A 17,802-nucleotide genomic window follows, 5' to 3' on the forward strand; every position below is an offset into this window, starting at 1 on the left:
TAGGCTCGCTTCGTGACGTTCCCGCACGAGTCCCTGGCCGCCGATCCGCACGACCGTCTGGGCCTGCTGCGCACGGACGACGCGTGGCTCGACGAGCGCTGGTCCGACCCTGCCGGTCGGGTGCTGGTGATCGCCGGCACCCGGGTCAAGCCCGGGCCGGAGGGGCTGGAGTGGATGTCGACGGCGGACGCGCCGGACGGCGTACGCGTGCTGCTCGGGGAGCGGGACGGCGTGACGTGGTGGGCGGTGATCGTGCCGGGCGAGGCGGTGAAGGCCGAGCCGGAGCGCTGGCTGCCGCTGCGCGGGCTGCTGCCGTTCCTCGACGGTGAGCGGGTCCGCCAGGCTCCGCTGGTGTTCCACGCGATCGGGCTGGCGGAGTGGCACTGGGCGCACCGGTACTGCCCGCGCTGCGGCGGCACGCTGGTGGCGCGCGCAGCGGGGCACGAGCTGGTGTGTGCCGACTGCGGCAAGCCGCAGTTCCCGCGCTCGGACCCGGCGGTGATCATGCTGATCGCGGCCGGGGAGCCCGGCGCGCCGGACGAGCGCTGCCTGCTGGGGCGCAACCACAACTGGCCGGCGGGACGCTTCTCGACCCTGGCCGGTTTCTGCGAGCCGGGCGAGTCGCTCGAGGACGCCGTACGCCGTGAGGTGCTCGAGGAGACCGGCGTGGTCGTCGGCGAGGTGAGCTACTTCGGCAACCAGCCGTGGCCGCTGCCGTCGAGCCTGATGCTCGGGTTCCACGGCCGGGCCGTGTCCGAGCAGATCCGGCTCGACGACGCCGACGTCGAGGACGCGCGCTGGTTCACCCGCGACGAGATGCTGCGGCAGACCGAGGCGGGGACCCTGGTGCTGCCCGGGAGCGGCGTCTCGATCAGCCGTTCGCTGGTCGAGGACTGGTACGGCGGCGCGCTCCCCGGCAGCTGGTGAGCAGGGCGCCGGTCAGGCGCTGAGCGCCTCGAGCTTCGCCTTGACCTGCGCGACGCTGGGGTTGGTGTGCGCGGTGCCGTCGGCGTACACCAGGGTCGGGACGGTCTGGTTGCCGTTGTTGGCGGACTCGACGATCGCGGCGGCCTCGGGCTGCTGCTCGATGTCGATGATCTCGAAGGCGATCCCCTCGCGGTCCAGCTGGCTCTTGAGGCGGTGGCAGTAGCCGCACCAGGGGGTCGTGTACATCGTGAAGGTCATCGGGGGCGCTTTCTCTCCGGTCAGGGTTCGCCTCCACTCAACCACGGCGTCTCTGGTCTTGTTCCACGGACCAGCCCGGGCCGGGTCGGGACGCAAGCCGGGACACCTGCCACTGCCCGCCGGGACACCGGGCCCGCGAAGGTCGGCGACACCAACCCCCATCTCGAGGAGGACTGATGTCCCGCACCCGTACCGCCGCCTTGCTCTCGGTGAGCGCGCTGGCGACGGCCTCGCTGCTCACCGTCGCCGACCCGGCGCTGGCGGCGACCACGGCGACCCCGACCGACACCACCATCACCACGAGCGAGGCCAGGACCGCCACCCCGGCGGCAGCCACCGCGGCCGACGGCTCGATCGTCTACATCCACGGCTTCAACGTCTGGCTGAGCCGGCCGGACGGCAGCGGCCAGCGGGCGGTGACCGTGGACGGGACCGAGGCGTCGCCGTACGAGCACCCGACGATGTCCGACGCCGGCGTGATCGCGGTGATGAAGGGCGACCTGATCGTCCGGATGGGCCAGGACGGCGTCGTCCACAACCGGATCAACCCCGAGGACCTGTTCGTCCCCGACTACGCCACCGTGCACATCACCCCGATCCTCGACCCGGAGATCTCGCCCGACGGAACCAGGATCGCCTACAGCCAGCTGCGCCTGGAGAGCTACAACAACGGCGGCTGGTTCGAGACGGAGGCCCTGACCAGCTACACCGACGCGGCGCAGTGGTCGGGGCCGGACAAGTACGGGATCATGCTCGGCTACCAGCCCGGCTGGATCACCGACAACCGGGTCGCGCTCAACAAGAACGGCGACGTCCACTGGGGCGACCTCGGCCACGACGCCCAGGCGTGGTTCTTCTCCGACGACATCTTCGGCCAGTTCGTCGAGCTCGTGGAGCCGGAGGTCTCGCGGGACGGCAAGCGGGTGCTGTTCGGCATCAGCGGTGCCGGCTTCGGGATGAAGACCGCGGTGGGCGACCCCCGGACCGGTACGCCGGCCAAGCCGACCGCGAACCCGGAGTGCTACATCACCCCCGACCAGGGCGAGCCCGCCGCCGAGGACGCGACCTTCGGGCCGGACAGCGACTCGGCCGTCTACAGCGAGGGCGGCGACCTGTGGGTGGTCCGCGGTCTCGCCTCGTGCTCGGCTGCGACGACGATCGCGAAGATCGCGACCGGTGGCACCGAGCCGGACTGGTCGCCCGCACCGCTCTCCGCGCCGCCGGCCGGCGGTCCCGGCGGTGGCGGCGGCTCCGGGACGAGCGGCCACGCCTTCGACCTCGGCACGGCGCCGGTCCTCTCCGGCAGGGCGAAGGTGGGCAAGAAGCTGCACGCCAGCGCGGGCACCTGGTCGCCGTCGCCGGCGTCGGTCACCTACACCTGGCTGCGCAACGGCAAGGTCGTCGCGGGCCGCACGGGTGCGACGTACAAGCTCGGCAAGGCCGACCGCGGCAAGCGGATCCAGGTCCGGGTGACCGTCCACAAGGGCGGGTACGCCGACCGCTCGGCCACCTCGAGCGTGGTGAAGGTCCGCCGCTGACCCTGCACCGACCCCGGTCGGTGAGCTCGTGTCGGGGGCTGCGTCTAGGTTGGTTTCTCCACCCGAACCAACCCGACGCAGCCCCCGAGGAGCGTTCGCACCCATGTCCGAGTCCATCGAACGGCTCCTCTCCGCGCTCGACCCCGAGCAGCGGCAGGTCGCCGAGACGCTGCGGGGGCCGGTGCGGGTGCTGGCCGGTGCCGGGACGGGCAAGACGCGGGCCATCACCCACCGGATCGCCCACGGCGTCATGGCCGGTGTCTACGTGCCGAGCGAGGTGCTGGCGGTCACCTTCACCACCCGTGCGGCCGGCGAGCTGCGCCAGCGGCTGCGCCAGCTGGGCGCGCCTGGCGTGCAGGCGCGGACCTTCCACAGCGCGGCGCTGCGCCAGCTGCGCTACTTCTGGCCCCACGTCCACGGCACCGAGCTGCCGACGCTGACCGAGTCCAAGATCCCGATGCTGGCCGCTGCGTGCCGCCACCTCGGGATGCGGGCGGAGCAGGCCCTGCTGCGTGACCTCGCCTCCGAGATCGAGTGGGCCAAGGTGAGCAACGTCGGGGCCGACGACTACCCGCGGATCGCGCCGGCCAAGGGCCGCTCGGTCACCGACCAGACGCCCGAGGCGATCGGCCGGGTGATCGACGCCTACGAGCTGGTCAAGCGCGACCAGGGGCGGATGGACATGGAGGACGTGCTGCTGCTGACCGCAGGCGTGCTGGCGTCCGACGAGCGGGTCGCGGCGCAGGTGCGCCGGCAGTACAAGTGGTTCGTCGTCGACGAGTTCCAGGACGTCTCGCCGCTCCAGTCGGCCCTGCTCGACCTGTGGCTCGGCGGGCGGGACGAGCTGTGCGTGGTCGGCGACCCGGCGCAGACGATCTACAGCTTCGCCGGCGCCGACGCCGACTACCTGCGCGACTTCCCGAAGCGCTACCCGGGCACGACCTCGATCGAGCTGGTCCGCAACTACCGCTCGACGCCCCAGGTGGTCGAGACGGCCAACACCCTGCTCGCCGGAACGCCCAGCGCCGGCGTCGACCTGCGCTCCCAGCAGAAGTCCGGGTCGGCGGTGCGCTTCCAGGGCGAGCCCGACGAGGTCGCCGAGGCTCGCAGCGTCGCCGACCGGATCCTGCGACTGCAGCGCGCCGGGACGACGTACGGCGAGATGGCGGTCCTGTTCCGCATCAACGCCCAGTCCGAGACCTTCGAGGACGCGCTGGCCGACCGGGGGATCCCCTACATCGTGCGCGGCGCGGCCCGGTTCTTCGACCGGCGCGAGGTGCTCGAGGCGGTGACCCGGCTGCGTGGTGCTGCTCGGTCGGGCGAGAGTGACGGCAGCCCGTGGCTCGAGGTGGTCAAGGACGTCCTCGGAGGCATGGGCTGGACGGCCGAGCCGCCGACGTCGCGCGGCCAGGTCCGCGACCGCTGGGAGTCCTTCCAGGCGCTCGCCGACCAGGCCGACGAGTTCGCCACCGAGCGCGGCATCGAGGCGTCGATCGCCACCTTCGTCGAGGAGCTCGACCGCAGGGCGACCGAGCAGCACGCGCCGACCGCCGACGGCGTCACCCTGGCGACCTTCCACGCCGCCAAGGGCCTCGAGTGGGACGCCGTGTTCTGCTGCGGCGTCCAGGACGGCACCGTGCCGATCGTGTACGCCGAGCAGGGCGGCGCGCGCCCCGATGCGGTCGAGGAGGAGCGGCGCCTGCTCTACGTCGGCGTGACCCGCGCCCGGCGCGAGCTGATGGTGTCCTGGGCCGCCGCCCGCAACCCGGGGCAGGCGCCGCGCCGTCAGCCGTCGCGGTTCATCGTGCCGATGCTGCCCGCGAGCCAGCAGCCGCAGCAGTCCCGCACGCGCACCAAGGTCGCCCGCTGCCGCGACTGCCTCCAGCCGCTCACCACGGCGGCGGAGAAGAAGCGGGGACGCTGCGCCCACCACCCGGTGCGCTACGACGAGGCGCTCTTCGAGCGGCTCAAGGTGTGGCGCCTGGAGACGGCGAGGGAGGCCGGCGAGGACGGCAAGCCGCTGCCGGCGTACGTCGTGTTCACCGACGCCACCCTCGAGCTGATCGCCGAGCACAAGCCGGACTCGATGACGGCGCTGGCGAAGGTCAACGGCGTGGGTCCGAGCAAGATCGAGCGCTACGGCGACGCGGTGCTCGCCCTGGTCGCCGAAGGGGACTGAGCACCCCTTCAGAGCAGGGTTTGAAAAAACCTCGAAAAAACATCGATAAATGATTTGCGCGGCCCGCTGACCGGCCATTACGGTCGTCAGGCACGTTCAAACTGCGCACCACAGCCCTGACAAGGCTGGCGCCCGCACGCACCGAAGGAGGTGGCCCTGATGGAGAACATGACGAACCCGGTCTTCCCGGTGATGACGTCCGCTTGGCAGCCCACGCTGTCCGCGACCCTCGGCTGCGCCACCTCTGCTCTCGCGACCCTCGAGGTCCAGGGCATCGCCGCGCGTCCGGCCACGGTTGCGACTGGTTTTGCGCCGTTCGCCGTGGCGGCCAAGGCCGTCAAGCGGGAGCGCATCGCCGGCACGGACCACCGTGGCAGCAATGCCGCCCACGTCCCGGGTGTCCACGCCTGGAGCCCACCGATCTGACACACATCAGCTCGGCAGCCTCCAGGCCGCGGAACCCGAATCAGACCGGGATCCGCGGCCTTCGTACTTCTCAGACCGAGATACGCGAAGTCCGGATCCCCACCCGAAATGACAACGCGATCAGGTCAGAAGTTGAGGAGGTGAAAAGCAGATGACGACCAGTGTTCTCGAGCCGACGCTGGACGAGCTGCTGCCGTGCCGGCTGAACGACGCGGAGCTGTGGTTCGCAGAGTCCCCGTCGGACGTCGAGGCCGCGAAGGCGCTGTGCCTGGACTGCCCGGTCCAGACCATGTGCCTGTCCGGCGCCCTGGAGCGGCGTGAGCCGTGGGGCGTCTGGGGCGGCGAGCTGTTCCTGGCCGGCGTGGTGATCCCGCGCAAGCGGCCCCGGGGCCGCCCGCGCAAGGACGCCGCGGCGTAGTCCACCCACCCACGCAATCCCTTTCCGTACCACCACACCTTGGAGCTTGAGATGACGCAGTTCATGAACGAAGACCTGGCGCGGGCCCACATGGCCATGCGCCTGGGAGAGGCGCAGCAGCTGCGCGCGGCCAGCAGGATGGCCCGCGCACGCCGCTTGAGCCGCAAGGCCGAGCGTGCAGCGCAGCAGGCTCGTCTCGCCCTCGCTCGCGCACTCTGAGTCCGCACCGCGGACCAGCGAGACCGGAATTCTTCGGGGCCTCCTCGAAGGGCACCTGATCGCGGGTGAAGAAGGAAGGGCCGGACCGACTGATCGTCGGGCCGGCTCTTCCGGCATTTCTGCGGTACGCCGACCTACGCTGGTCGGGTGAACGTGAGCGTGAGCGTCACCTGCGACTTCTGCGGGCGCCAGGTCGAGGGCGAGGAGCCACCGCTGACGTGGGCGACGTCGGTCGAGCGCGGCCGGGTGCGGCGCTACTGCGACGAGTGCTCGCGCACCCACCTGCGCTCGATGGAGGCCAAGCTCGACAGCGACTGGTGGTAGCGCTCAGGGCAGGTCGAGGAAGCCGTCCCATGCGCAGCCGCACCACGGGTGCCGCCCCCACCGGGTGAGCACCGGCGCGCCGCCCGGGCCGAGGTCGACCGTCGCCGACCAGCTGCTGGGCTCGTCGCCCTCCACGAAGCGGGCCACGTCGCGCACCGCCCAGGAGAGCACGAGCTGGTCGAGGACCGGGTCGCGGGGCGGCGGTCGCTGCACGCTGTGCCGCGCCGCTTGGGCGACGAGCAGCGGCAGGCGCTGGTCGTGGAGCGACTCGTGGGCGTCGACGCAGCGCAGGCAGGCGGTGCGGCCGGGGGAGACGAACGGGCCGAGCCGGACGCCCGTGGCGTCGCCGCTGACCAGCAGGTGGGGGACCGAGGCGCGCACCAGCGGGTCCAGCCGCTCGCGGGCAACGGGACCGTCGGCGACGACGAGGCGGACCGTGGCGTCCTCCGGGGCGGCCACGGTGAGCCCGGCGGCGGCCAGCAGCGGGTCGAGGAGGGGGCGGGTGCCCGCGGGGGCGTCGACGCCGATCGGGGTGGCCGCGCGGGCCGCCTGGCGTCGTACGGCGTCCGGCCCGGCCTGGGCGAGCAGGTGCGGTGCCGCCTCGGACCCGACCGGGACGGCGAGACCGGCGTCGACGAGCCGGGCCAGCGCCTCGACCGCCTCGGCCGGCAGGTCGCGGGCGGGGGTGTGACCGGCGGGCTCGGCGAGCTCGTCGAGGAGGGCACGGACGGCGGGGACGTCGGGAAGCCGGAGGCACGGACCGGTCAGACCCACTTGCAGCACGCCGGGCGAGCGGCTCAGCACCGGGGTGCCGGGGCGCAGCAGGAGGGACCGGGACGCCATGGCGGCAGCGTGGCACGCGTCGCGCCGCGAGTGCTCCGATCATCCACAGGGATCTCGATACGCGCGTCGCGACCTCGTGCCTCGGTCGCGGCGCTACTCGATCTCCCCGCCTGGTTCGCGACTCCGCTCGTTCCTCGCGGACTCGCGGGTCGGTGAAAAACACGCCACGGGCGGCTCCACCGCAGTGGAGCCGCCCGTGAAAGTCGGCTGGTGCCTGTGGATCAGGCCTTGCCGAGGATGCGGTTGAGGTTCGTGCCGCAGACGGGGCAGACGGCCTTGGCCATCCGGGTGCCCTTCTCGTTCACCTTGACCTCGCCCTCGGCCTCGCGCTTCTCCTTGCACTTGACGCAGTAGAACTCGCCGCTCCAGGTCTCCGCCATGACGGCCTCCTTGCTCATCTTTGTTCGTTCGGTCGTCGCGACGGGGGACATGGGGGGAAGCCCGCCGGGGTCCGGAGCAGCACTCCGAACCTCTCTGACCCTACGGCACGCCGCCTCGGAGTCGCAGTAGCGTGCCCCGCATGTCTGAATCCGCTGTGAACCGGCCCACGCCGCCGTCCCTGACGCACCTGCGCCTCGAACGGCCCTCCGAGGGGGTCGCGCTGCTGGTCCTGGACCAGCCCGAGCTGCGCAACGCGATGAGTGACGAGATGACCGAGTCGTGGGTCCGGGCGGTCGACCACCTCGCCGGCGACCCCACGGTGCGGGTGGTCGTGGTGACCGGCGAGGGCAGGGGCTTCTGCTCCGGCGGCAACCTGTCGTGGCTGGCGTCCGAACCGGACGCGACCGTCGACGACCTGCGTGCACGGATGCTGCCGTTCTACCGCGCCTGGCTCTCGATCCGCCGTCTGGAGGTGCCGACCATCGCCGCGATCAACGGCGCAGCGATCGGTGCGGGGCTGTGCATGGCGCTGGCCTGCGACCTGAGGTACGCCGCCCGCGGGGCCCGGATGGGCGTGCCGTTCACGAAGCTGGGGATCCACCCGGGCATGGCGGGCACCTATCTGCTGCCCGACGTGGTCGGTCCGGCCGCGGCACGCGACCTCTTCCTGACCGGGAGGCTCGTGGACGCCGACGAGGCGCTCGCGCTCGGCCTGGTCTCCCGGGTGTGGGAGCCCGCGGACTTCCTCGACGGCGTGCTCGAGGCGGCGGCCGACATCGCCGGCGCGGCGCCGATCGCCACCCGGCTCACCAAGCGGGCGCTGCAGCACGGGCACGCGAGCATCGAGACCGCACTGGAGTGGGAGGGCCTGGCCCAGCCGGTCACGCTCGCCACCGAGGACCTGCTGGAGGGGATCCGGGCCGCCCAGGAGAAGCGGCCGCCGGTCTTCACCGGTCGCTGACCTGCCGAGACGTGAAGAGACCCCCGGTGCCGCGGCCTCTCGCTTGCCTTCCCCTTGCGAGCGAGGTGCTGCGGCCCCGAGGGGCCTCATCGGGGACGAACCTAGGCATCGCGGCGGGCGCGGTCAATCCGTGCGTCGCGCAGGCTGTGGACAGAGCTGTGGAGAAACCTGTGGATCGAGCGCTCCACCCGTGGATGGACGGGGGAGAACCGTGATCTGCCTGTGGAGGAACCGTTGGCAAGATCGGCCCTGCGGGCGTCGTACCGCGGGATGACCAGCAAGGATGGTCCCCACAGGCTCATCCACGGCCTGTGGACAGACATTTCTCGAGGACGGATGAGCACGTGAGCGAGCAGGAGTACGACGGCACACCGGTGGCGGCGCTGCGCCGGATCGCGTTCCTCCTCGAGCGCGGGCGCGCGGACAGCTACAAGGTCAAGGCCTACCGCGGTGCGGCCGCCGCGATCCTGCCGCTGGACCCCGACGACATCGCCGCCCGGGCGGCGGGCGGGACGCTCACCGACCTGCCCGGCGTCGGCGCCAGCACCGCTCGGGTGATCGCCCAGGCGGCGGCCGGCCGGTTGCCGGACAAGCTGGCCGAGGTCGAGGAGCAGTACGGCGCCCCGCTGACCGCCGAGGGTGCGGGCACCGGTCTGCGGGCGCAGCTGCGCGGCGATCTGCACTCCCACTCGGACTGGTCCGACGGCGGCTCGCCCATCGAGGAGATGGCGATGACCGCGATCGAGGTGGGCCACGACTACCTCGTGCTCACCGACCACTCGCCGCGGCTCAAGGTCGCCCGCGGGCTCTCGGCGGAGCGGTTGACCCGGCAGCTGGCTGTCGTCGAGGCGGTCAACGAGCACCTCGCCGGCGCCGGCTTCCGGCTGCTCAAGGGGATCGAGGTCGACATCCTCGACGACGGCGCGCTCGACCAGAGCGACGAGATGCTCGCCCGGCTCGACGTCCGGGTCGCCAGCGTCCACTCCAAGCTCGCGATGGACCCTGAGCAGCTGACCCGGCGGATGGTGGCCGCGGTGCGCAACCCGTTCACCAACGTCCTCGGCCACTGCACCGGCCGGCTGGTGACGGGCAGTCGCGGCACCCGCCCCGAGTCGCGGTTCGACGCCCGCGCGGTGTTCGAGGCGTGTGCCGAGGAGGGCGTGGCGGTCGAGATCAACTCCCGACCCGAACGGCGCGACCCGCCGACCCGCCTGCTCGAGCTGGCCCGCGACATCGGCTGCGTGTTCTCCATCGACAGCGACGCGCACGCGCCCGGGCAGCTCGACTACCCGCTGCTGGGTTGCGAGCGTGCCGAGGCTGCCGGCATCGACGCCGACCGGATCGTCAACACGTGGCCCGTGCAGCGCTTGCTGGAGTGGGCAAGGCCCTAGGGTCGAGACATGCCCACCCCGCGCGTGGAGGTACGACGGTCGGAGCGCCGCCGTCGTACGGTCACGGCCTATCGCGAGGGCGAGACCATCGTCGTGCTGATGCCCGACAACCTCTCGGTCACCGAGGAACGCGCCTGGGTCTCGAAGATGGTCGCCCGGGTCCAGCGCAAGGAGCTGCGCGCGGCGACGCCCCGCCGCTGGGACGACGAGGACCTGATGGAGCGGGCCCACGAGCTGAGCGACGAGTACCTCGGCGGGATCGCGGTGCCCGAGTCGATCCGCTGGGTCGGCAACCAGCGCGCACGCTGGGGCTCGTGCACGCCCAAGGACCGCACCATCCGGCTCTCCGAGCGGCTGCAGCGGATGCCGGAATGGGTGATCGACTACGTCATCGTCCATGAGCTCGCGCACCTCATCGAGCCGCACCACGACGAGAAGTTCTGGGCCTGGGTCGCGCACTACCCGGCCGCCGAGAAGGCCAAGGGCTACCTCGCCGGCTGGTCCGACGCCGCCCGGATCGACCGGCCGCCGTCGGAGCAGGTCGTGCCGGGCGAAGAGGTCGACTAGACCAGGATCGCGCGGGCCCGGGCGATCAGCGCGTGCATGGCCGGCTCGAGCTCGGGCAGGCCGTCGACGGGCCACCAGCGCACCGCGAGGGACTCGTCGCTGACCACGGCCGTGGCGTCCACCGGTGCGGCGGCGACGTAGCGGACGTCGAGGTGGTTGACGTCGCCACGGTCGCCGCAGAAGGGCACGGTGTGGAGGTCGAGCTGGACCGGCTCCGGGTGGAAGGTCAGCTCGCGCAGGCCGCTCTCCTCGTGCGCCTCGCGCAGCGCGACCGCGGCGAGGGTGGCGTCGTCGTCCTCGCAGTGCCCGCCGAAGTGGAACCAACGGCCGGCCTTGCGGTGCAGGTTGAGGAGCACCCGCTCGCCCGTCGCGTCGATGACGAGGGTGCCAGCGGTGATGTGGTCGGGGTACGACGCACGCCGCATCCCGTCCGGCGTGGACGCCAGGTGGGCGACGTACCGCTCGCGCAGCGCCTCCTCGACGGCATCGGGCGCGCGCCAACCGGTCAGGACGCCCAGGGCGTCCGCGTGGAGGGTCACTCGGCGGGGGCCTCGGGTGTCTCGGGGGAGTCGGGGCCGTCGAGCAGCTTGCGCAGCTCGGCATCGAACTCGTCCTCGGAGAGCGCCTCGGGCCGGGTGGCCTCGTCGCGGAAGGACAGCGGGTCGTCGAGGTCGGCGGCGGTGGGCAGCAGGTCGGGGTGCATCCACACGCCGTCACGAGCCTCCTGGCCCGAGCGGGTGCGCAGGCCGCCCCACAGCGTGGATGCGTCGCGCAGCCGGCGCGGGCGCAGCTCGAGGCCGACCAGCGCGGCGAAGGTCTGCTCGGCCGGCCCACCGGCGGCACGGCGACGGCGTACGGCCTCGCGCAGCTTGGCGGCAGCGGGCATCCGCTCGGCGGTGGCCTGGCCGACGACCTCGTCGACCCAGCCCTCGACCAGGGCGAGCGCGATCTCGAGCCGGGACAGCGCGGCGGTCTGCGCCTCGGTCTGCGGCGGGTCGAACATGCCGCCCTCGAGCAGGCCCTGCATCGCCTCGAAGTTGGTGGGGTCGATGCCGCGCAGCTGCTCCTGGACCTTGTCCTGGATCTGCTGTGCGTTGATCTCCAGGCCGCGGGCATAGTCGGTCACCGCGCCGATGAGGTGCTCGCGCAGCCACGGCACGTGGGCGAACAGCCGCTGGTGGGCGGCCTCGCGCAGCGCGAGGTAGAGCACGACGTCGTCCTCGGTGACGTCGAGGCCCTCGGCGAACGCGCGGACGTTGGTCATCACCAGCGCCGCCTTGCCGGGAGCGCCGAGGGGGAGGCCGATGTCGGAGGCGGTGAGCACCTCGCCGGCCAGTGCGCCGAGGCCCTGGCCGATCTGCATCGCCATCATCCCGCCGACGGCCTGGCCGATGATGCCGACCAGCGGGCCGGCGGCGGCCTTCATCTCCTCGGGCAGGCCGCTGGACAGGCCGGTCACGGAGCGGGCCGCGACCGGCTCGACGAGCACCTGCCACACCGGCTGGGTCTCGACCAGCCACTCGGCACGGCTCCAGGCGGCCGTCGTACCGACGCCGGAGGGGAAGCCGGTGGCGGTGTCGAGCCAGTGGTCGGCGAGCCGGACGGCGTCGGCGACGCGGTCCTGGTCGCGCTGCGTGGGGGAGGGGTCCGGCTCCTGGGCGACGGCCTTGCGGGCCATGTCGTTGGCGGCGTTCCAGTTCAGCGGGCCGTCGTGCGGCTGCATGAGGGACTGGAGGTGCTGGAAGAAGGCCATCCCGCCGCCGGCGCCACCGGGGAAGCCGCCGGGGAAGGCGCCACCGAGGGCGCCGAAGATCTGCTCGAACGGCGTGCCCTTGAACGGGTTCGGCTGGTCGTCGCCCGGGTTGTCGGTCATGGGGCAAAACTACGCCCGATCCACAACCGACGGTGTCGGGGACAGCCCTGAGTGGACCCCTAGAGTGGGCGCATGTCCCACCCCGCCGTGCGCCTCGTCGCGATCTCGGACCAGCCGCTCCAGGTGAGCGACGTGCTCGACAGCCTCGACGACGCCGCGTCGGGCGGGCTGGTGCTGTTCGTCGGCCGGGTCCGCGACCACGACCACGGGCAGGGCGTCACCGGGTTGTCGTACTCGGCACACCCGTCGGCGCTGGAGCGGCTGCAGGAGGTGTGCGAGCGGATCGCGGACGCACACGACGTCACCGCGGTGGCGGCCGTGCACCGGGTCGGCGACCTCGAGATCGGCGACCTCGCCGTCGTCGTCGCCACCACTGCCGGGCATCGCGGCTCGTCGTTCGAGGCCAGCCGGGCGCTGATCGACACGCTCAAGGCCGAGGTGCCGATCTGGAAGCACCAGCGGTTCACCGACGGGTCGGACGAGTGGGTGGGCAGTCCGTAGCGTGTCCTGACCGGACGGCGACCGGGGCCGACCTACCCTCGTGGTGTGGAGATCCTGTTCTGGCTGCTGCCGGCCGCCGTGCTCACCCTCGCCTCGATGGCGTGGGTCGCGTGGTGGGGCCGTGCGGGCCGGGGTGAGGTCGACCGCGAGACCGCGGCCCGCCGACTCGGCGAGGCGCTGACCCGCGAGCAGCGCTCGCGACCCGGGTACGCCGCACCCGAGCGGGCGCCCGAACGGCACACCGGTGTGGCCCTGCGTGCGTCGCAGGCGCGGCCGTCCGTGGTCGCCGGGGAGGCCGAGGAGACGCCGGTCGTGGAGGTCGCGGACCAGACACCGGTCGAGTCGCAGGACGCCGCGGGCGACCGGCGCGCGTCCTGACTTGCTGCGTCTGACAAGGTAGGCGCCATGAGCCAGCGCCTGATCGCCGCGTGCATCGCGGCCCCGTTGGTGCTGATCCTGGGCGGCATCGCGCTCGTGGTGCCGCTGCCGTACGCGTCGTACAGCCCCGGACCGACGTACGACATCCTCGGCAAGGACGCCGACAACGCGGAGGTCGTGCAGGTCGACGGGCACGAGGCGTACTACGACAAGGGCCAGATGCGCTTCACGACGGTGGTGGCGTCGTCGTACGGCCAGAAGCTGTCGCTCGGCGAGGCCCTGTCGCGCTGGCTGGACCCGGACAAGGCGATCCTCCCGTACGACGTCGTGCACCCGCCCCAGACGTCGCAGGCCGACGAGAAGGCCGAGGGCGCGGTCCAGATGACGACGTCGCAGGATGTCGCGAAGGCCGTCGCGATGAGCGAGCTCGGGCTGAAGGTCCCCACCGCCGTGCAGGTCGCGATGGTCGACGAGGAGGGTCCGGCGAAGGACAAGCTGCTCGTGCACGACGTGTTCAAGGAGGTCGACGGCGAGCCGGTCACCAAGGCCGACCAGATCATCTCCGCGGTCCGCAAGCACGGCGACGGCTCGCTCGTGGAGTTCCGGATCCTTCGCGACAAGCGCGAGCTAACCGTGCGGATCAAGCCCAAGGAGATCGACGGGAAGCCGCGGGTGGGCGTCTCGCTCGGCCTGGGCTACGAGTTCCCGTTCACGATCAACCTGCGCGTCGACCCGCAGGTCGGCGGGCCGAGCGCGGGCCTGATGTTCTCGCTGGCCATCTACGACACGCTCACCCCGGGCTCGATGACCGGCGGCGCCACGATCGCCGGCACCGGCGAGCTGGCCCCCGACGGGACGGTCGGGCCGATCGGCGGCATCGAGCAGAAGATCGCGGGAGCCCAGGCCGCCGGCGCGAAGCTGTTCTTCGTGCCGAAGGACAACTGTGCCGACGTCAAGGGCCTCGACCCCGACCTGCGCCTGGTGAAGGCGACCACGATGCACGAGGCCCGCCTCGCGCTGGACAAGTGGGTCGGCGACCACGACGCCGCCCTGCCGACCTGCTGACGGACCGACCGGACGACGGAGCAAGGACCATGGACTACGACCTGGACGTCGACCCGGCTCTGGCCGCCGCGGTGCTCGAGATCGAGGGGCACCACGCCCAGGCGGGCTGGGACCAGCCGGCCCGGCTCTACGCCCTCGTCGACACCGCGCAGCTGGTGGCCCAGGAGCCCGCGCTGGCTGCCCAGCTCGGCCTGGACGCGCCGGCCGAGCAGGGCTCGCTGACCCCCGTCGAGCAGGAGGACCTGCCGGCCGGCCAGCAGTTGGAGGAGGTGCTCCCCGGCATCCAGTGGCCCGCGGTCGTCGCGGGCTGCGCCGCCGTCGTCGAGCGACTCGTGCTGCCGCCGGCTGTCGACGGGCAGGTCCCCGAGGACCCGGCCGCGGCTGCGGAGTTCGCCCGCGAGCACCCCGACGCCGAGGAGGTCCGGATCGTTGCCGGCGTCACCCGGCACGGTGCGAGCTACTGCGCGCTGCGGATGCGCAGCCAGGACGAGGACATGGCCCTGATGGGCGGCAACGACCTGGTGCCGGGGCTCCTGGAGCTGCTGCGCGCCACCCTGCTCGAGGACGCGGAGGACGAGACCGATGAGTGAGCTCTTCGACGAGGAGCCGGAGCGCCCCGCGCCCGAGCGGACCGGCCGTCGTACCCGTGCGTTGGTGATCACCGGTGTGGTGCTCATCGTCGGGTTCTTCCTGCTCAGCGCCTTCGCGGGCCTCTACACCGACCGGCTCTGGTACAAGGAGGTCGGCTTCGGTGGGGTCTTCAGCAAGCTGCTGTGGACCCGGGTCGGGCTGTTCCTCGCCTTCGGTGCGGTGATGGGCGGCGTCGTCGCGCTCAACATGTACCTCGCGTTCCGGTTCCGGCCGCTGTTCCTGATGGCCGGGCCTGACGGGGTCGACCGCTACCGCGACGCCGTCACGCCGATCCGCGGCTGGCTGCTCGCCGGTGTCGGCGTGGTCGTCGGCATCTTCGCCGGTACGTCGGCCATCGGGCAGTGGCGCACCTTCCTGCTGTGGCGCAACGCCGAGCCGTGGGGGAGCAAGGACGCGTACTTCAAGAAGGACATCGGCTTCTACGTCTTCGACCTGCCCTGGTGGAACTTCGTCATCGACTTCGTGATGGCGGTCGCCATCGTGTCGCTGATCGGCACGGCGATCGTGCACTACCTGTACGGCGGCATCCGGCTCCAGGTCGCCCACGACCGCTTCTCCGCGGCCGCCCAGGTCCAGCTCTCGGTGCTGCTCGGCGCGTTCGTGCTGATGAAGTCGGTCGACTACTACCTCGACCGCTACGACCTGGTTGCCGACGACCACCGGATCTTCACCGGCATGAACTACGCCGGCGAGAACGCGATGCTGCCCGCCCGCAACATCCTGGTCGGCGTCGCGCTGATCTGTGCGGTGCTGTTCTTCCTCAACGTGTGGCGCAAGACCTGGCAGCTGCCGTCGGTCGGCCTCGCGCTGCTCGCCCTCTCGGCCGTCCTGCTGGGCATGATCTGGCCCGCCATCGTGCAGAACTTCCAGGTCAAGCCGTCGGAGGCCGACAAGGAGAACTCCTACATCAAGGCCAACATCGAGGCCACCCGCGAGGCCTACGGGCTCAGTGACGTCGCGACCGAGTCCTTCCCCGGCGCGCCCACCGACAAGACCAGCACGACGACGGCGCAGCAGGTGCTGGGCCAGCTGACCGCCGCCCCGGTCGTCGACCCGCAGCAGGTGCGCGACACCTTCCAGCAGCGCCAGCAGATCCGGTCGTACTACTCGGTGCCGAAGGTGCTCGACGTCGACCACTACGAGATCAACGGCAAGAACGAGCCGCTCGTCCTGGGCGCGCGTGAGCTCGACCAGTCCGGTATCGACGCCTCCGACCAGAACTGGTCGAACCTGCACACCGTCTACACCCACGGGGAGGGCCTGATCGCGGCGTACGCCAACCAGGTCGCGCCCGGCGACGAGGTCAACGGCCGCATCGTGTGGGCCGAGGGGATCGGCAGCGGCTCCAGCGGCCGCACCGACCTCACCGATGCCAGCAAGTTCGAGACCCGCCTCTACTACGGCGAGCTGAGCCCGTCGTACTCGATCGTCGGGAAGGCCAGCTCGAAGGACGCCAGCGTCGAGCTCGGTCTCGCCGACGCCGGCAACTCGCCGGACGTCCAGCGCACGACGTACGACGGCAAGGGCGGCGTCCCGATCGGGAGCACGTTCAACCAGCTGATGTACGCCATCAAGTTCGGCGAGCCGAACTTCCTGCTCTCGGGCCGGGTCAACGGCAACTCGAAGGTGCTCTACAACCGCACGCCGACCGAGCGGGTCGAGAAGGTCGCGCCCTGGCTGACCGTCGACGGCGACCCGTACCCCGCGGTCGTCGACGGCAAGATCGTGTGGATCCTCGACGGCTACACCACCACCGACCGGTACCCGAACGCGCAGCGCGAGTCGTTCGCGGCGATGATCGACGACTCCCTGCAGCAGGACACCGGGCTGCAGACGATCCCCACCGACGAGATCAACTACATGCGCTCGGCGGTCAAGGCCACGGTCGACGCGTACGACGGCACCGTCACGCTCTACCAGTGGGACGAGAACGACCCGATCCTCAAGACGTGGATGAAGGCGTTCCCCGGCGTGGTCAAGCCGAAGTCGGCGATCGACGACGAGCTGACGGAGCACATCCGCTACCCCGAGGACCTGTTCAAGGTGCAGCGCTACCAGCTGGCGCGCTACCACGTGACCGACGCGGGCGACTTCTACCAGGGCAACAACCGCTGGCAGGTCCCCGAGGACCCGAACGCCTCGCGCCAGGTCTTCCAGCCGCCGTACCGGCTCTACTCGACCGGCGCCGCGGACTCGGTCGACAACGACTGGTCGCTGACCTCGGTCTTCGTGCCGTACCGCAAGGGCACCGTCTCGTCGTACCTGCAGGTGAACTCGGACGCGACGAAGGCGGACTCCTTCGGCAAGCTGCGGCTGCTCGAGATGACCGACCAGAACTCGCCCGGCCCCGGCCAGGTCGTCAACGAGATGAAGCAGGACGACCAGGTCATCAAGACGCTGACCGCGCTCAACGTGCAGCGCGACACGCCACCGCGCTACGGCAACCTGCTGACCCTGCCCGTCGAGGGCGGCCTGATCTACATCGAGCCGATCTACGTCGTGCGGACCACGGGGTCCTCGAGCTTCCCGATCCTGCAGTACGTCATCGTGAAGTACGGCGAGAACGTCGGCATCGGCGAGACCCTGCCGCTCGCGCTCGCCGATGCGTTCGGCATCGACCCCGCGACCGGGACGCCGCAGACGCCCGAGCCGGGCAACCCGGGCACCCCGGGTACGCCGGGCGAGCCGACCGGCACCCTCGAGGAGCAGATCGCGGCGGCGCTGCGGGACGCCGACGCGGCGTTCAAGGCGGCGACCGAGGCCCAGCAGGCGGGCAACACCGTGAAGTGGGCCAAGCAGCTCAAGATCGCCCAGGACGCGGTCGAGAAGGCCGTGAAGCTCGCCGACGAGCGGGACAAGAAGGCCGCCGAGGAGACCCCGAAGCAGTAGCTGCGGCATCATC

General features: G+C 71.6%; 20 protein-coding genes. 15 read left to right on the top strand and 5 right to left on the bottom strand.

The genetic code is table 11. The annotated features are described in order from the left end of the window. The first annotated feature begins 12 nt into the window (after positions 1–12). Positions 13–927, top strand: a complete 915-nt coding sequence (nudC, locus tag ACZYRU_RS07985) for an NAD(+) diphosphatase (RefSeq protein ID WP_488956552.1) — start codon at positions 13–15, stop codon at positions 925–927. Between the two features lie 12 nt (positions 928–939). On the opposite strand, the gene ACZYRU_RS07990 is transcribed toward nudC, so the two are convergent. Beyond that, entirely contained in the window at positions 940–1,185 is a 246-nt protein-coding gene (locus ACZYRU_RS07990) for a mycoredoxin (RefSeq protein ID WP_488956553.1), read from the bottom strand. Positions 1,186–1,361: 176 nt separating this feature from the next. Between ACZYRU_RS07990 and ACZYRU_RS07995 the strand changes: the two genes are divergently transcribed. From ACZYRU_RS07995 to ACZYRU_RS08020, 6 genes are all read left to right on the top strand, one after another. Next, positions 1,362–2,723 (top strand): TolB-like translocation protein, encoded by a 1,362-nt coding sequence (locus tag ACZYRU_RS07995; protein ID WP_488956554.1) that lies wholly within the window; start codon positions 1,362–1,364, stop codon positions 2,721–2,723. A gap of 103 nt (positions 2,724–2,826) precedes the next feature. Next, positions 2,827–4,902 carry an ATP-dependent DNA helicase UvrD2 gene (locus ACZYRU_RS08000; RefSeq protein ID WP_488956555.1) on the top strand — a complete coding sequence of 692 codons (2,076 nt, stop codon included), beginning with the start codon at positions 2,827–2,829 and terminating at the stop codon, positions 4,900–4,902. A 159-nt stretch (positions 4,903–5,061) separates the two neighbouring features. Continuing rightward, positions 5,062–5,328, top strand: a complete 267-nt coding sequence (locus ACZYRU_RS08005; protein WP_488956556.1) for a hypothetical protein — start codon at positions 5,062–5,064, stop codon at positions 5,326–5,328. A 151-nt stretch (positions 5,329–5,479) separates the two neighbouring features. After that, a complete protein-coding gene (locus ACZYRU_RS08010) occupies positions 5,480–5,746 on the top strand; it encodes a WhiB family transcriptional regulator (RefSeq protein ID WP_488956557.1) in 267 nt (88 codons plus the stop codon). 51 nt (positions 5,747–5,797) lie between these two features. Next, positions 5,798–5,965, top strand: coding sequence for a hypothetical protein (locus ACZYRU_RS08015; protein WP_174245198.1), 168 nt, complete (start codon positions 5,798–5,800; stop codon positions 5,963–5,965). Between the two features lie 147 nt (positions 5,966–6,112). Next, positions 6,113–6,289: a hypothetical protein gene (locus tag ACZYRU_RS08020; protein ID WP_488956558.1), complete on the top strand. Its 177-nt coding sequence runs from the start codon at positions 6,113–6,115 to the stop codon at positions 6,287–6,289. Between the two features lie 3 nt (positions 6,290–6,292). Here ACZYRU_RS08020 and ACZYRU_RS08025 read toward each other — a convergent pair whose 3' ends face one another. Further along, positions 6,293–7,132, bottom strand: a complete 840-nt coding sequence (locus tag ACZYRU_RS08025) for a hypothetical protein (protein WP_488956559.1) — start codon at positions 7,130–7,132, stop codon at positions 6,293–6,295. Between the two features lie 221 nt (positions 7,133–7,353). Next, positions 7,354–7,512 (bottom strand): DUF5679 domain-containing protein, encoded by a 159-nt coding sequence (locus ACZYRU_RS08030; RefSeq protein WP_238408271.1) that lies wholly within the window; start codon positions 7,510–7,512, stop codon positions 7,354–7,356. Between the two features lie 140 nt (positions 7,513–7,652). Between ACZYRU_RS08030 and ACZYRU_RS08035 the strand changes: the two genes are divergently transcribed. From ACZYRU_RS08035 to ACZYRU_RS08045, 3 genes are all read left to right on the top strand, one after another. Beyond that, the gene (locus tag ACZYRU_RS08035) at positions 7,653–8,474 is read left to right on the top strand and encodes an enoyl-CoA hydratase/isomerase family protein (protein WP_488956560.1); all 822 of its coding nucleotides are present in this window, start codon (positions 7,653–7,655) and stop codon (positions 8,472–8,474) included. Positions 8,475–8,818: 344 nt separating this feature from the next. Further along, positions 8,819–9,865 (top strand): PHP domain-containing protein, encoded by a 1,047-nt coding sequence (locus ACZYRU_RS08040; protein ID WP_488956561.1) that lies wholly within the window; start codon positions 8,819–8,821, stop codon positions 9,863–9,865. Positions 9,866–9,874: 9 nt separating this feature from the next. Next, complete coding sequence (locus ACZYRU_RS08045; RefSeq protein ID WP_488956562.1) at positions 9,875–10,432, top strand: M48 metallopeptidase family protein; 558 nt, start codon at positions 9,875–9,877, stop codon at positions 10,430–10,432. Here ACZYRU_RS08045 and ACZYRU_RS08050 read toward each other — a convergent pair. After that, positions 10,429–10,971 (bottom strand): NUDIX hydrolase, encoded by a 543-nt coding sequence (locus ACZYRU_RS08050; protein ID WP_488956563.1) that lies wholly within the window; start codon positions 10,969–10,971, stop codon positions 10,429–10,431. The genes ACZYRU_RS08045 and ACZYRU_RS08050 overlap by 4 nt on opposite strands. After that, the gene (locus ACZYRU_RS08055; RefSeq protein WP_488956564.1) at positions 10,968–12,305 is read right to left on the bottom strand and encodes a zinc-dependent metalloprotease; all 1,338 of its coding nucleotides are present in this window, start codon (positions 12,303–12,305) and stop codon (positions 10,968–10,970) included. Before ACZYRU_RS08055 ends, ACZYRU_RS08050 begins: the two co-directional genes overlap by 4 nt. A gap of 72 nt (positions 12,306–12,377) precedes the next feature. Between ACZYRU_RS08055 and ACZYRU_RS08060 the strand changes: the two genes are divergently transcribed. Genes ACZYRU_RS08060 through ACZYRU_RS08080 form a run of 5 tightly spaced genes read left to right on the top strand, consistent with a single transcriptional unit; the run spans position 12,378 to position 17,789 of the window. Beyond that, entirely contained in the window at positions 12,378–12,806 is a 429-nt protein-coding gene (locus ACZYRU_RS08060) for a molybdenum cofactor biosynthesis protein MoaE (RefSeq protein WP_488956565.1), read from the top strand. Positions 12,807–12,851: 45 nt separating this feature from the next. Further along, entirely contained in the window at positions 12,852–13,184 is a 333-nt protein-coding gene (locus ACZYRU_RS08065; protein WP_488956566.1) for a hypothetical protein, read from the top strand. 27 nt (positions 13,185–13,211) lie between these two features. Further along, the gene (locus ACZYRU_RS08070) at positions 13,212–14,249 is read left to right on the top strand and encodes a YlbL family protein (RefSeq protein ID WP_488956567.1); all 1,038 of its coding nucleotides are present in this window, start codon (positions 13,212–13,214) and stop codon (positions 14,247–14,249) included. A 29-nt stretch (positions 14,250–14,278) separates the two neighbouring features. Beyond that, positions 14,279–14,839, top strand: a complete 561-nt coding sequence (locus tag ACZYRU_RS08075; RefSeq protein WP_488956568.1) for a PPA1309 family protein — start codon at positions 14,279–14,281, stop codon at positions 14,837–14,839. Then, complete coding sequence (locus ACZYRU_RS08080) at positions 14,832–17,789, top strand: UPF0182 family membrane protein (protein ID WP_488956569.1); 2,958 nt, start codon at positions 14,832–14,834, stop codon at positions 17,787–17,789. Before ACZYRU_RS08075 ends, ACZYRU_RS08080 begins: the two co-directional genes overlap by 8 nt. Positions 17,790–17,802: the final 13 nt, after the last annotated feature.

Source organism: Nocardioides sp. F233 (assembly GCF_057813895.1).